General features: G+C 60.6%; 16 protein-coding genes. 5 read left to right on the forward strand and 11 right to left on the reverse strand.

Annotation, left to right across the window (positions count from 1 at the left end; genetic code table 11):
- The first annotated feature begins 66 nt into the window (after positions 1-66).
- Genes NKJ26_RS02900 through NKJ26_RS02910 form a run of 3 tightly spaced genes read left to right on the forward strand, consistent with a single transcriptional unit; the run spans position 67 to position 3,741 of the window.
- Positions 67-990 (forward strand): ABC transporter permease subunit, encoded by a 924-nt coding sequence (locus tag NKJ26_RS02900; protein WP_352693503.1) that lies wholly within the window; start codon positions 67-69, stop codon positions 988-990.
- Positions 983-2,104, forward strand: coding sequence for an ABC transporter permease (locus tag NKJ26_RS02905; protein WP_352693504.1), 1,122 nt, complete (start codon positions 983-985; stop codon positions 2,102-2,104). Before NKJ26_RS02900 ends, NKJ26_RS02905 begins: the two co-directional genes overlap by 8 nt.
- Positions 2,105-2,121: 17 nt before the next feature.
- Positions 2,122-3,741, forward strand: coding sequence for an ABC transporter ATP-binding protein (locus tag NKJ26_RS02910; RefSeq protein WP_352693506.1), 1,620 nt, complete (start codon positions 2,122-2,124; stop codon positions 3,739-3,741).
- A 48-nt stretch (positions 3,742-3,789) separates the two neighbouring features.
- Here the strand turns inward: NKJ26_RS02910 and NKJ26_RS02915 are convergent, their stop codons facing one another.
- From NKJ26_RS02915 to NKJ26_RS02960, 10 genes are all read right to left on the reverse strand, one after another.
- Positions 3,790-4,086 (reverse strand): hypothetical protein, encoded by a 297-nt coding sequence (locus NKJ26_RS02915; protein WP_352693508.1) that lies wholly within the window; start codon positions 4,084-4,086, stop codon positions 3,790-3,792.
- A 588-nt stretch (positions 4,087-4,674) separates the two neighbouring features.
- Positions 4,675-5,832 (reverse strand): tyrosine-type recombinase/integrase, encoded by a 1,158-nt coding sequence (locus NKJ26_RS02920; protein ID WP_352693510.1) that lies wholly within the window; start codon positions 5,830-5,832, stop codon positions 4,675-4,677.
- A 262-nt stretch (positions 5,833-6,094) separates the two neighbouring features.
- Positions 6,095-6,316 carry a hypothetical protein gene (locus NKJ26_RS02925; RefSeq protein ID WP_352693511.1) on the reverse strand — a complete coding sequence of 74 codons (222 nt, stop codon included), beginning with the start codon at positions 6,314-6,316 and terminating at the stop codon, positions 6,095-6,097.
- Positions 6,313-6,795 (reverse strand): hypothetical protein, encoded by a 483-nt coding sequence (locus NKJ26_RS02930; RefSeq protein WP_352693513.1) that lies wholly within the window; start codon positions 6,793-6,795, stop codon positions 6,313-6,315. Before NKJ26_RS02930 ends, NKJ26_RS02925 begins: the two co-directional genes overlap by 4 nt.
- The gene (locus tag NKJ26_RS02935; protein WP_352693515.1) at positions 6,795-7,682 is read right to left on the reverse strand and encodes an exonuclease domain-containing protein; all 888 of its coding nucleotides are present in this window, start codon (positions 7,680-7,682) and stop codon (positions 6,795-6,797) included. The genes NKJ26_RS02930 and NKJ26_RS02935 overlap by 1 nt, the downstream gene beginning before the upstream one ends.
- Positions 7,657-8,133, reverse strand: coding sequence for a hypothetical protein (locus tag NKJ26_RS02940; protein ID WP_352693517.1), 477 nt, complete (start codon positions 8,131-8,133; stop codon positions 7,657-7,659). Before NKJ26_RS02940 ends, NKJ26_RS02935 begins: the two co-directional genes overlap by 26 nt.
- Positions 8,130-8,741: a GcrA family cell cycle regulator gene (locus NKJ26_RS02945; RefSeq protein ID WP_352693519.1), complete on the reverse strand. Its 612-nt coding sequence runs from the start codon at positions 8,739-8,741 to the stop codon at positions 8,130-8,132. Before NKJ26_RS02945 ends, NKJ26_RS02940 begins: the two co-directional genes overlap by 4 nt.
- Positions 8,738-9,706, reverse strand: coding sequence for a phage recombination protein Bet (gene bet / locus NKJ26_RS02950; RefSeq protein WP_352693521.1), 969 nt, complete (start codon positions 9,704-9,706; stop codon positions 8,738-8,740). Before bet ends, NKJ26_RS02945 begins: the two co-directional genes overlap by 4 nt.
- 1 nt (position 9,707) lies before the next feature.
- Positions 9,708-10,340: a siphovirus Gp157 family protein gene (locus tag NKJ26_RS02955; RefSeq protein ID WP_352693523.1), complete on the reverse strand. Its 633-nt coding sequence runs from the start codon at positions 10,338-10,340 to the stop codon at positions 9,708-9,710.
- Between the two features lie 178 nt (positions 10,341-10,518).
- Positions 10,519-11,220, reverse strand: coding sequence for a LexA family protein (locus NKJ26_RS02960; protein WP_352693525.1), 702 nt, complete (start codon positions 11,218-11,220; stop codon positions 10,519-10,521).
- A gap of 143 nt (positions 11,221-11,363) precedes the next feature.
- Between NKJ26_RS02960 and NKJ26_RS02965 the strand changes: the two genes are divergently transcribed.
- Together NKJ26_RS02965 and NKJ26_RS02970 are read left to right on the forward strand one after the other, a co-directional pair.
- Complete coding sequence (locus NKJ26_RS02965; protein ID WP_352693845.1) at positions 11,364-11,657, forward strand: DUF2312 domain-containing protein; 294 nt, start codon at positions 11,364-11,366, stop codon at positions 11,655-11,657.
- A 213-nt stretch (positions 11,658-11,870) separates the two neighbouring features.
- Complete coding sequence (locus NKJ26_RS02970) at positions 11,871-12,248, forward strand: hypothetical protein (RefSeq protein ID WP_352693527.1); 378 nt, start codon at positions 11,871-11,873, stop codon at positions 12,246-12,248.
- Positions 12,249-12,425: 177 nt separating this feature from the next.
- Here the strand turns inward: NKJ26_RS02970 and NKJ26_RS02975 are convergent, their stop codons facing one another.
- Complete coding sequence (locus NKJ26_RS02975; protein ID WP_352693529.1) at positions 12,426-12,671, reverse strand: hypothetical protein; 246 nt, start codon at positions 12,669-12,671, stop codon at positions 12,426-12,428.
- Positions 12,672-12,688 lie beyond the last annotated feature (17 nt).

Below are 12,688 nucleotides of genomic sequence, written 5' to 3' on the forward strand. Positions count from 1 at the left end.
AGATTTGAAGGCTAGAGCGCAATCGTCCAGCTGGACGCGCGTTGCTCTGGATCAAGCGGGGCACCGATGCTGCGATACGTATTCCGGCGGCTTTTGACCGCCATCCCGACGCTTTTCGTCATCTTGACGATGGCGTTCTTCCTGATGCGTGTCGCGCCAGGCGGCCCGTTCAACCAGGAGCGAGGGCTAAGCCCCGAGATCAAGGCCAACCTCGAAGCCCAGTTTGGCCTCAACGATCCGCTCTGGCTGCAATTTGTCCATTATCTCGGCAATCTGCTGCGCGGCAATTTCGGGCCGAGCTACAACATGCCGGATTTCACCGTCACCGAACTGTTCGCCAAGGGCCTGCCCATTTCGGTCCAGCTCGGTGCCTCGGCGCTGATCCTGGCACTGCTCCTCGGCTCCATGCTCGGCACCATTGCCGCGCTCAACCAGAACAAGCTTGGCGACTACACGGTGATTGCGCTGGCGACCGCCGGCAGCACCATCCCAACCTTCGTCATCGCCCCGGTGATCCAGCTCCTGTTCGGGCTGACCTGGAAGCTTTTGCCGATCGGTGGATGGGGCGACGGCGCCTTTATCAACAAGGTCGGCCCGGTTTTGACGCTTGCTCTGCCGCAGATCGCCATCGTCGCCCGGCTGATGCGTGGCTCGATGATCGAATCCCTGCGATCCCATCATATACGCACGGCACGCGCGCTCGGCCTCTCCGACTGGTCGGTGGTCGTCAAGCACGCCTTGCGCGGCGCCATCCTGCCGATCGTCTCTTTCACCGGCCCGGCAGCCGCGGCACTGCTGACCGGCTCGGTCATCGTCGAGACGATCTTCTCCATCCCGGGCGTCGGCCGCTATTTCGTCGATGCCGCGCTCAACCGCGACTATACGCTGGTGATGGGCACGGTGGTGGTGATCGCCATCTTCACCATCGTCTTCAACCTGATCGTCGATGTCATGTACGCGGTCGTCGATCCGAGGGTGCGCTATGACTGATATCGCAGCCACCGCTCCCGCTGTCATCGGCCGCTCGCTCTGGGGCGATGCCTGGGCGCGCCTCAAGGCCAATCGCGCCGCCATGTTCAGCCTCTATTATCTCGCCGCGATTGCGTTAATCAGTGTATTCGGACCCTCGTTCGTGCCGCATCAATACACCACGATCTACGCCGATTACGTGCGCATGCCGCCAAGCCTGTCGGCCTATCCGAAGGCCGAGATGATCGAGACGGCGCTTAGCGAAGCGATCAGGCGCATGCGGGTCGACATCAAGGAATGGCGGCAGGAAGGCAGTAAGGTTTTCGTTACCGTCAAGTCGACCAAGCCGATCGACGATCGCAACATCCGCTACCTCGACCGTTCCGATGCCTTTGACGGGACCAGGATCGAGAGCAAATCGCCCGACGGACTTGAAGTGACGATGAGCGCATCGATCAAGCAGCAATATTTCCTGTTCGGCACCGACAACACCGGCCGTGATCTGCTGTCGCGCACGCTGATGGCCGGGCGCATATCTCTGGCCATCGGCCTGCTTGCGGGTGTCGTGGCGGTGGTTATCGGGGTGATCTATGGCGCGGCTGCCGGCTTTGCCGGCGGCAAGGTCGATGAGGTGATGATGCGCATCGTCGATGTGCTCTATTCCTTGCCCTTCATCTTCTTCGTCATCATGCTGGTGGTGTTCTTCGGCCGCAACTTCGTGCTGATGTTCCTGGCGGTCGGCGCCGTGCTGTGGCTCGATATGGCGCGCATCGTGCGCGGCCAGGCGCTGTCGATCCGTCGCCAAGAATATGTCCAGGCGGCGGAAGCCATGGGCGTTGGCCAGCGTGGCATCCTGCTGCGCCACGTCATTCCCAATCTGCTCGGTCCGGTCGTCATCTACATGACGCTGCTGGTGCCGCAGGTCATCATCCTGGAAAGCTTCTTGTCGTTCCTTGGGCTGGGCATCCAGGAGCCGATGACCAGCTGGGGCGTGCTGATCTCGGTCGGCGCCAAGAATATTGGAACGGCCAACTGGTTGCTGCTGTTTCCCGCCTTCTTCCTCGTCTCGACGCTGTTCGCCCTGAATTTCGTCGGCGACGGCCTGCGCGACGCGCTCGACCCTAGAGATCGATAAAAGTGGGGACCGCTGAAATGGCTGCTTCCGAAACGATCCTCAGCGTCAAGGACCTGCGCGTCCGCTTTCGCACGCTCGACGGTGCGGTCGAGGCGGTGAAAGGCATCAACATCCACGTCAATGCGGGCGAAACCGTTGCCGTGGTCGGCGAATCCGGATCCGGCAAGAGCCAGACGATGATGGCGGCGATGAGCCTGCTGGCGTCCAATGGCGAAGCGTCAGGCAGTGTCGACTATCGCGGCCGCAACCTTCTGACGCTGAGCAAAGCCGAGCTGAACCAGGTCCGCGGCCGCAAGATCAGCATGATCTTCCAGGAGCCGATGACCTCGCTCGATCCGCTCTATTCGATCGGCAACCAGCTGATCGAACCGATCCGCCGGCATCGCGGCTTGAGGGCCGCCGAAGCGCGCGAAGAGGCGCTCAAGCTTTTGCGGCTTGTGCATATTCCAGATCCGGAACGGCGGATGAAATCCTATCCGCACGAAATGTCCGGCGGCCAGCGCCAGCGCGTGATGATCGCCATGGCACTTGCCAACGATCCCGACATATTGATCGCCGATGAGCCGACGACGGCGCTCGACGTGACCATCCAGGCGCAGATCCTGGTGCTGCTTGCCGAGCTGCAGCGCAAGCTCGGCATGGCGATCGTCTTCATCACCCACGACCTCGGCATCGTCCGCCGCTTCGCGGATCGGGTCTATGTGATGCGCCAGGGCGAGGTGGTGGAGGAGGGCGACGCTGAAGCGATCTTCGTCGATCCGCAGCATGCCTATACCAAGATGCTGCTGGCGGCCGAGCCGACCGGCAGCAAGGCGCCGCCGCCTGCCGCCGCTCCCGTGGTGCTCGAAGGCAGGAATGTCGAAGTGACATTCAGGATCGGCGGCGGTTTTCTCGGTGGCGAGCCGCTGATGCTGCGTGCGGTCGATCACATTTCCATCCGGCTGCAACGCAACCAGACCATCGGCATCGTCGGCGAATCCGGCTCGGGCAAATCCACGCTCGGCCGCGCCTTGCTGCGGCTGCTGCCCAGCGATGGCCTCATCCGCTTCGGCGACCGCGACATTTCGCAGGCCGACCGGCAGGCGATGCGGCCGCTGCGGCGCGAGATGCAGCTCGTCTTCCAGGATCCGTTCGGTTCGCTGTCCCCGCGCATGACTGTGGGCCAGGTCATCACCGAAGGGCTGCTGGTGCACGAGCCGCACCTGTCGGGCAAGCAGCGCGACCAGCGCGCGGTCGAGGCCTTGCGGGAAGTCGGTCTCGATCCCAACGCCCGCAACCGCTACCCGCATGAATTCTCCGGCGGGCAACGGCAACGCATCGCCATTGCCCGCGCCATGATCCTGAAACCAAAGCTGGTGGTACTGGACGAGCCGACCTCGGCGCTCGACCGCTCGGTGCAGAAACAGATCGTCGAATTGCTGCGCAAGCTGCAGGCTGACCACGAACTGTCCTACCTCTTCATCAGCCACGACCTTGCCGTCGTGCGCGCCATGGCCGACTACATCATCGTCATGAAGCAGGGCAAGATCGTCGAGGAGGGGCCGACCGAGGCCATCTTCAGCAACCCGCAGGCTGCCTATACGCAGACGCTCATGAATGCCGCGATCGACGTCACGCGGTTCCGTTTGAGCGCCTGAGGGCAGTCACCGCGAGATGATGCAAATTCTTCAGGACCACACTGTCCGCTAGTCCGCTGACCTGGGGCACTTGCGCGCCCGCACCGCGACGATGGCCTGTTGCTGCTGCTTCAGCCGGTCGATGCCAGCCGTTTCACGGTTGGCGATCGCCGCCTTCACGCGCGAGCCGCCCAGCAACCAGCGTGGAACGCTGGTGTTCGCGACTTTGCCGCGGGTGATTGCGGTCTGCGAGATATTGCGGGCGGTGTCTCCCAGCGCGCTGTTGAGCTCGGTACAGCTCATGCTTTCATATTTGGACGGATCGACGGTTCGGCCGATCGACGAACAGCCGGCGGCAAGAAACAAAGCGAGTACCACGGAGGACGACAGGCCCGAGTTCGAAATAACATTCATATCCGCAACCTCTCTGGCACTGCTTCGTCAGCCGTGATCCCATTATTGAGGTAGCGCAGGGGTCTGTCTCGTCAAAATGCCCTACCGATCATCAGCCATTGGCTCAAACCATTGTTGCGATCACTTTGTCGCTGGAACGGAGATCTAAAGGCCAACGCATAGGGCTGATTCAACCCCAATCATGGAGACCGCAATCAAGTCGCCGGCTCGCATCGGATTTGATGAAGGCGGACTTCGGGACATCGAAGACATCGCCTGGAGGAATTCACGGAACTTTTTAGGAGGCAGCCGCTCATGGCGCCAAGTTTCAGGTGGGATATCAGGTGGGGCGCCAAAGTCGGGATGCGCTAACATATTGTTTTTTCTGGTCGGAGTGGCAGGATTTGAACCTGCGACCCCCTCGTCCCGAACAAGGCGTCTTGCCAAGAAAAGCCCGGATTTCCGGGCTTTTTTGTTGCCTCCCGGCCCGCTTGTTCCGCATTTATTCCGGGGTTTCAGGTAGGTTTCAGGTAGGTAAAAGGTAGGTGTTCTAGTCGCGTTCTAACGCATCCGAACAACGTTGCTTTTCACCTTCAGCGCCGGAGCCTTGGCCGTGATCCGCTCGGCCGCCTCGGCCTGGAAGTCCGGATGATGGTGATAGTACGTCGAACGGAGAACCGCCTCCGTCATGCCAAGGTAGTCGGCCGCGAGGGAGAGGTCGGTTCCGTTCTGCATCAACCACGTCGCGGCGGTGTGCCGAAGGATATGGGGCGTCACGTCGGTTTGGAACTGGCCGTCGTCGTCATACCAGCCAAGTCCGGCCGCCTCGCACGCGGACTTAAACGCCTTGCGGATGGAGCCGATAGGTGCGCCCTCCCATTCGACCACGTAGTCGTGCGAGATCATGCGCCCGATGTTGAGGCTCTTCTGTCGGCGCTCATACTTCAGGAAGATCGGCGTCCGCGCCCAACGGCGCATATGGGCGAGCAGGCGGTCGGGGAGCCTCACCGGCGGCTGTCGTTTCTTTGTCTCGCGCTCGCCGTCGGCGCGTCGAAAAAAGACGCCGCGTTCGAGGTCGACATAAGCGCGGCCCTCTGTCGGCCGGATTGCAGCGTCACAGATCGCGCCCGACCGCGTGCCGGTGTAGACGGCCGTCAAGATGAACCGCGCGACGTGGCGGCCGGTGTAGCGGTCGCTGGCGATGCCTTTCCATGTCTGGCGCATCCGCCACGCGGCGCGCACCAGGCGGGCGGCCTCTTGCCGCGTAAGCCAGCGCTGGCGGCTCTCGCTCTTCTCCGGAAGCACGACGGCCGGGACCGCGTTGACGAAGCCTTCGTTGTAATAGTGTTTCAGGGCGGCGCGAAGGTCTTCTAGCTGGCGTCGGGCCGCCGCTGGCGACGATGCTTGTTCGACGTAGTCGCGGCAAAGCTTGCCATTGATATCCGCCAGCGAAAAGCGACCGAAGAATTTCGAGATCGCCTTCAGGCGGGCCGCTGTCTCGGCCGGCCTCGCATGGTCGGCCGCTACCTCGGCGGCGTAGACGCTTAGAACGTCGTGAACCTTTACTTGATCCGGGTCACGGTTGCGCTGGCGCGCTGGCGCGTGCTTCGATGCGATATGGGCCGCGAGTAGTTTTTCAGCCTGTCCAATGTCAGATCGAGCGCAGCCAGTGCGATATCGTCGTCCGCCATCTTCGATATACCAGCCGGCGCTGTGCATGGGCGAGCCGTCTTTTTTCCGGTATTCGTCTCGCCAGACGAGGCGGGCACCTTTGGTTGGACGCGACATAGTTCTCTCATGCGCTCGATCGCCTCCAGGGTGGTATATTCCTTGTTGGCGATCATTTCTGTGGTAAGGCGACCCCGGTCGCGCTCTTTTCGAAGCCCCTTGACCGTCATCGTCCTATCGGGAAACGCGATCTTAATTGCGGTGTCAAGCCGGATCGGGGCGTCTTTGTCGAATAAGCAAACGGCTCTTGCGTTCACGACATCACCGCCTTTGCCTTGGCCAGCCCCTTCAGCGCCGCGCGGAGGGCGATGATGCTGTCGAGAGCCTTGGCCGCGACATACATGCGGCCATCCTCGCCGTAATGCTTCAGAAGGTCGGGATGCTTTTTGGCCCAATAGTCGATCAGTTGCGGGTCGACCTTGGCGCGCTTGGCGGCGTCTCGCCGGCATATGAATTCAATCTTGGTCTTGATCATCTGTCTCTCCGTTTCAGCGTGGTAGGGCGCTTAGGGAATGGTCGGGAAGCGAAGTTCGATCTCTTTTTCGGCGGCGGGTCGGTCGGCTCCTCTTCGGTGGCGGTGGCGAGCATTCGCGCTCGGAAGGCGGCTTGTTCCTTGGCGAGACGACGCGCGCGGTAAATCTCCGTCACGTCGCCTTGCGCCTTGGCCTTCGTCTTGCCGCCGGAGGTCTTGCCGACGTGGCAATCGCGGTGGCGGATGACAATATGCTTCGGATCATTGGCCCCCGGGATTGTGTCGCCGGCCTCCGCGTCCCAGGCCCGCAGCTGGAGCGGCGGGACGTGGTCGCGGTGGATATTGTCGAGGGAGCCAAGCCTCTCGCCGCAGTCCGGGCAACGTGCCTGCACAAGGCAAGCCTCCAGCGTCGTCTTAACGCTGATCTTCGGCCGGTAGCCGGCCGGTGGGGCGGCTTCGGGTTCGCGTGGCGCTACAGACATCACGCGGCCTCGGAAACGAACGTGGCGGTCTTGGCGGCGCACCGCTCGACCAAGCGTGCATAAAGCGGCGTTCCCTCAACGACGTAATGCTTCGCCCGGTTGACGGCTTCGGCCTTCCACCAATCGACCATCATCGCCCGGCTCTCGGAAGCCTCCAGAACAATGCACGCGAGGCCGAAGTAGGTTTCGTGGTCGCCGTCGAGCCGCCGGGCGCGCTCGACGGCGATCGAGTGGAGAACGCCGTCGTCGAACGTTCCTTCGCCCTTGATCCAGTCGAAATAGTCGAGCGGCACCACGGCAATCGGCTGGCCTTTGTGCTTGCCGAACCCGAACTTTTTGAACAGGGCCGGGAGCGCTGAAATCCGAAGCAATTCGTCCAGGGGAGCGAGCTTCAATAGCTGGAGGAAGATCGGAGCCGTGACATAGGCATCCGGGCCGGAGCGGTGCGGAAACAGGCTCTCGCGCTCGTCGCGGGTCACGGCGACGCCGAAGTGGTATCGGAGATACTGGTTACTGTGCTTTGCCGCGTCGGGGACGAGGCGTAGAGCGGTCTTGTAGGTGCAAACCCACGGCTGAAGCTCCGGAAGGAAGCTCGCTTCAAAATCGGCGTTGTGGGCGACGTAGAGGCTCGCCCGCTTGATGCGCTCGACGACGAGGGAGCGAGGCGGCGCAACCGCGAGATCGCTCTCGACGATATGGTGAATTGCGCTCGCCTCGATCGGGATCGGCTTCGTGTTCTTCACGAAGGTTTCGTCATACCAAGGCCCGATCGAGATCGGCCCGGCCTCCGGCTGGACGCTGTCGCGCCAGCCGATTTGCAGGATTTCATGTTCCTTCGGGTCGAGGCCCGAAGTCTCAATGTCAAGCGTGCGAAAGGTAGCGGTCATGTCGAGGCTTGCCTGTCTTGCGCTCGCCCTCGGCCTTCAAGGCTTTGATGTCGAGGCCGGGAATGATTTCGGTGCAAATGACCTGAAGCGCAGCGTCGAGATATTCGCGAAACTCCAGTTCATCCATGCTGTCGAAGTTGGTCGATCGCGGCCGGATCAAGAGGCTTCCGTCGATAAGGTGGAAGTCTTCGATGTAGCCAAGCTTGACCTTGATCGCGGTGTGAAGGTCTTCCGCCGTGCGCCAGCGGTCTTGGTTCTCCGCGACGATGCCAAGCAGCACCCAATAGAACCGATGGCGAGGGAGCGAGCGCGGCATAGTGATGTTGGCGCGCACGTCCGCAAACATCGGCACGCGGTCGACCATTTCATGATCGTATGCCGTGAGAGGGACGAAGCCCGCCGGAACCCGGCGGAGCATCGCGAACGGCTTGTCGTCGGCTTTTTTCATCATGCCGCGCGCCTCCGTTCCGGGGCGATATAGGACAGGCCGGAGCCGGCGCATTGCGCGCAATACGGCTTCAGAATGTCCTCCTTCTCCCGACCGCAGAAGAACATTTCGGCGACCGTCGGCGTGCGCTCGTCGCTCCAAAGCGGGAAGCGGCAATGCCTGTAGTCGGCGGCGAGAATATGGACCGGGGACGGGCGAGGCTTGAACGTCAAGACGGCGTTCGGCTTGACGATCGGCGCTGGCGCCCTCGCTGTCTTCTCGATCGTCGACTTCGGCGCTCTCTTCGGCCGGGGTGGCGGCTTGTGTGTCGGCGTCACCAATTCATCCGGCGCGGGAACAAGTGGCCTAGTTGTAGGCCGTGCGCGTTTGGTCGAGCGTATAGAATGCTTGACGTGTCCGCCAAGCTTCACGCCCTGCCGGTCGGCAAAGCCGATCACGGCGTTGCGCGTGCAACCGAAGATCGCTCCCATGTCGGCCGCCGAATAGTCGTGCCTGGCGAGATCATCGATCAGGGCGGCGCGGACAGCCTTCGGTTGCTTCCACCTGTCGGCGCGCGGAGTTTCGTTGAAGGCGCGGAGCCGCGCCTTCACGTCGTCGGACAGTTCGATCATTTGCCGGCGACCTTTGCTTCAAGCTCTTTCTTCAGGGCGAGAGCATCGGTCGGCGACTTTGCCCAAAACTCGCGGAGCGGATGCCGATTGCGCTCGACAAACGACGCGATCGTTTCGGCGTCGCAACCGCGCGTCCATTCGAGAACCTTGTCGGCAAATTGATCGACGGGAACGCTGACCAGTGCGGCGGTTTGGCCGTTAAAGCAGACCATGAGCGACGGGGTCTTGTTGATGCGCTCTTCGCGAGCGACGCGCTCCGCCTCATGCATGACCTCGCTCGCGGTCGACATGGTGTCGATGACGCGGGCGCGGTCCATTTCCTCTTCGGCATAGACGCCGCCGAACTCTTCCGGCCAGCCGGCGCGGAGCGCTTGGGCCTCGGCGCATTTGGTGATCATCACGAAAGGCATTTTTGGCCAGTTGCCGCCGTCGTCGAGAACGGACGGAACTGCGCCATCCTTCGGTCGCTTGATCGGGTCGCCGTTAGGCCAACTCTCGCCAGTCTCTTCGAAGTCTGACGGTGCGAACTTCAGCGGCGCGAATTCGTCCCAATAGGCTTCGCCGACGACAGGCCACCACGTTCCGGAGTTATCCTGTTGATGCAGCTTGACGATAACCTTGACGATCCCCTTGGGGTTGCCTGGACCCTTCAGCGCTTCGTCATATTCGACCTCGGCTGGCTCGGAAGCCGGGCGATAGTTGCGGCACCGCGAGGCAATCACGCGAAGGCCATCGCGCGACACAATGATGGACATGCGGCGCTTGGATTGATCTTTCGCCTTTTTGCCGAAGACCATCGGCAGGATTTGCGAGCGGAACGGGTTCAACCGCATCGACCGCGCAACTTCCATGAACAAGTCGAATTCGACGTCGTTGCAGTCTTTGGCGACTGTATCCTTGACCAGCCGGATTTGCGTCGGCGACAGGCCGGCGCTCTGGTTGATATGCGTGACGGCGTTCATCATGTCACTTCACCCGGATCGTGAGGGAGACGGAGCCGTTGTCGAGATCGGCACCGGCGATGGCCGGGAACGCCTTCGCGGCGGCCTCGATCGCGGCCTTGCGGGCGGCTTCGTCGTCGATCGCCTTGGCCGCCTCGATCGCAGCGTCGAGCTTGGCCTTGCGGTCGCGCAGCGCGTTCAAGAGCGCTTTCTTGTCCAGCTTCGGCGCGGGCGGCTCCGGTGTCGAGAAATAGGACGACGGGATTTCGCTTTCCTCGACCACGACAAGGCCAGGGGCGCGATTGGAGATCGACAGCGTGGCGATCGGCAGCGGAAGGGTCTTGATCTCCGCCGCGAGCATGGCCCGCTCGATCAGTGACTTTTTGCGCTCCGCCGTGGCCTTCAGCCGGGCCTTGCGCGCGTCGAGATCAGCCTGGCGAGTTTCGATGCCGGCGATCAGCATCAAATCTTCGTCGCGGGAGGCGAGCGCAGCGTTGATAACATCGATCAGGCTGGTTTCGCCTTCGATGGCGTCGATAAGAAAGCCTTCGTCGCCGTCGAAAATGTCGGCTCCGTTCTGATCGCGCATGTCGGCGATAAGGCGCTTCGCGGCTTCAATTGCGAGGCGCGCTTTGAATTCATCGTGGTTGTGTTTCATTTGGGTTCTCCGTTTGCGGTAGGAACGGAGAGCGCGCACAACGAAAAAAAGCCGGCCTCGCAGGGATGGAGGCCGGCCTCTTTAGATCGCTTCGACGTGGTAGGTCATGTGGGCGTTCTCCGTGAACCCCGACAAACTACCTTGTCAGAAAGCTATGTCAACAAAAATTTTTGTCGGGTTAGAACGGCGCGTATTTGCCGATTGCGACTGCCACGATCCTGACTTCGGCGTCGCCGCCCTTGTTCATGATCAGCGGCGTGAAGGCCGGGTCACTGCTCTCTGGCTCTAAGACGAGAGTGTCTTCGGTCATTTTCGTAAGACGCTTTAGCGTTGTCTCATATAATCCGTTCTTAGACTTCTCCACGACGACTATGTCGCCAGTGTAGAAGCGTGCGCCATCTTCGATCAAACAGATGGATACAAACTCGCCGGGCTGGACCACTTTGTCCATCGAATTGCCTTCAACCCGCAATCCGTACTGGGGTATCCCGTTGTTTGATTTCGTCGGTAAATAGGGGATTTCTATACCGAACGAAGCCGCCGCGTTCACTTGGGTTTCTCTCCATAAGCCAGCACCAACGGTCCCGATCACCGGGGCCGTTCCTGACAAGCCTATTAGTCTACCGCCGCTTTCACGTAAATGTTGCGGAGAGGAAATATTCTCGCCGCTCCACAAATATTCCGCCGAGACGCCTAACGCTTGCGCGATCGCAACCAAGTGCGTCGACCCCTTTCCTCCTTTCGTCTCAAGGTGCTGGATGACCTGTTGCGACGTTCCCGCCGCGTCAGCCAGCGCTCTTTGGCTCATCCCCGCCGCTATTCGGCATCGCCGAACGCGCTCACCTATTGTTTCCAAAACCCCTGTCTCCAGTGCAGGCACTTACATAGCTCCATTTGTTTTTTCGCCTTGAACCGACAAAAACACTTGTCAAACTGACAAAAGTCAGCGATTGTCTTGCGGCCCGCTTTCGTTGAGCCTTCGACGAAAGTCGCTACTCCTACCACTTGAAAGGTGAATTGAGAATGCACGTTGCATCACTATCGACAAATGAACGCGTGAGCCAAGCCTCTCCGGAGACAAGTCAAACAGTCGGCGCCGGCCAGCTTCGCGCCTTCATCGAGCGTATCGAGCGCTTGGAAGAGGAAAAGGGCACAATCGCCGAGGACATCAAGGAAGTCTTCAGCGAGGCCAAGGGGACGGGCTTCGACACGAAGGCGATGCGCAAGATCATCGCTCTTCGGAAAAAAGATCAGGCTGAACGGCAGGAAGAGGAAACGATCCTCGACCTCTATATGGCCGCCCTGGGCATGGTTTGAATGGAATAACCCGCGCCGGGGTTTGCGCGGATTTTGAGGGTGCGGAAGACGCTGCCTCCAAGCGGCGTTTCTCTAAGTCGGTAACAACACGCGTAAACGCAATACCGATAGGCTCCCAAGACATTTCTTTCTACTCCGTGAACAAAGCGAATGTGTCATGTTTTCGCTTGCGAGTATGAAAAATGTCTTTGCTAAAACAGCAGGAGGTTATCTATGAAAGACTACATCGCCAAGGCGGCTAAGATGACGAAGGAAATGGTAAAACTGGAGACGGAAGGGACGGGAGACACTGACAATGCTATGCGGCGACTGTCAGACCGTCACAAACTCCCCTACCAGTTGCTTTGGAACCTTCGTTTCCGTCCGCCGAAATCCATTGCCTACGATCTCGTCCTGTTCATCGCTGAAGCCTACCGGAAAGAATGCCGGTCGGCGGGCGCGGCGCTCTTGGTCGAGGCGGAGGCGGCCTTAATCGAGGAAGGTTTGAATGCGACTGATCGGAATATACTCGTGGCGGCTCGTAGTGTTGGCCGTCACGCTGAAGGCGCGGACGAAGCGCGCTCTTTCGGGCGGAACGCCGCCGCTGCATGAGAACAGCCGGTGAAGTGGCTCTCGCTCCACACCAAAATCCGCCGCGCCACCGTGCGCGGCGGAAAGCCCAAACAGAAGCGCCCGGAAGACGAGTTGCACCTTGGGATTGTCTCGATCCTCAATGACGTGCTTCGGCCAGGCGTGGTTATGGTCCACGTCCCCAACCAAGGCATTCGGCTAAAGCAGTATCTCGCGAAGCTGAAGCGAATGGGGATGAAGTTCGGATTTTCCGATCTCGTTTTCTTCCATGAGGGCCGGACGTTCTTCATGGAAATCAAGGCCGGCAAAACGACCGCGAGCGACGCCCAAATCGCCTTCAAGGCGGAGATCGAGGTGGCCGGGTTTGAGTATTGCATCGTCCGCTCCGTCGAACAGGCGATTGAGCGATGCAAAGAGTGGGGACTTGTCAGTCCCAAGTTCCATTTTTCTACCACGGAGAA

The organism is Mesorhizobium sp. M0152, from assembly GCF_040322415.1.
Classification (GTDB): Bacteria; Pseudomonadota; Alphaproteobacteria; order Rhizobiales; family Rhizobiaceae; genus Mesorhizobium.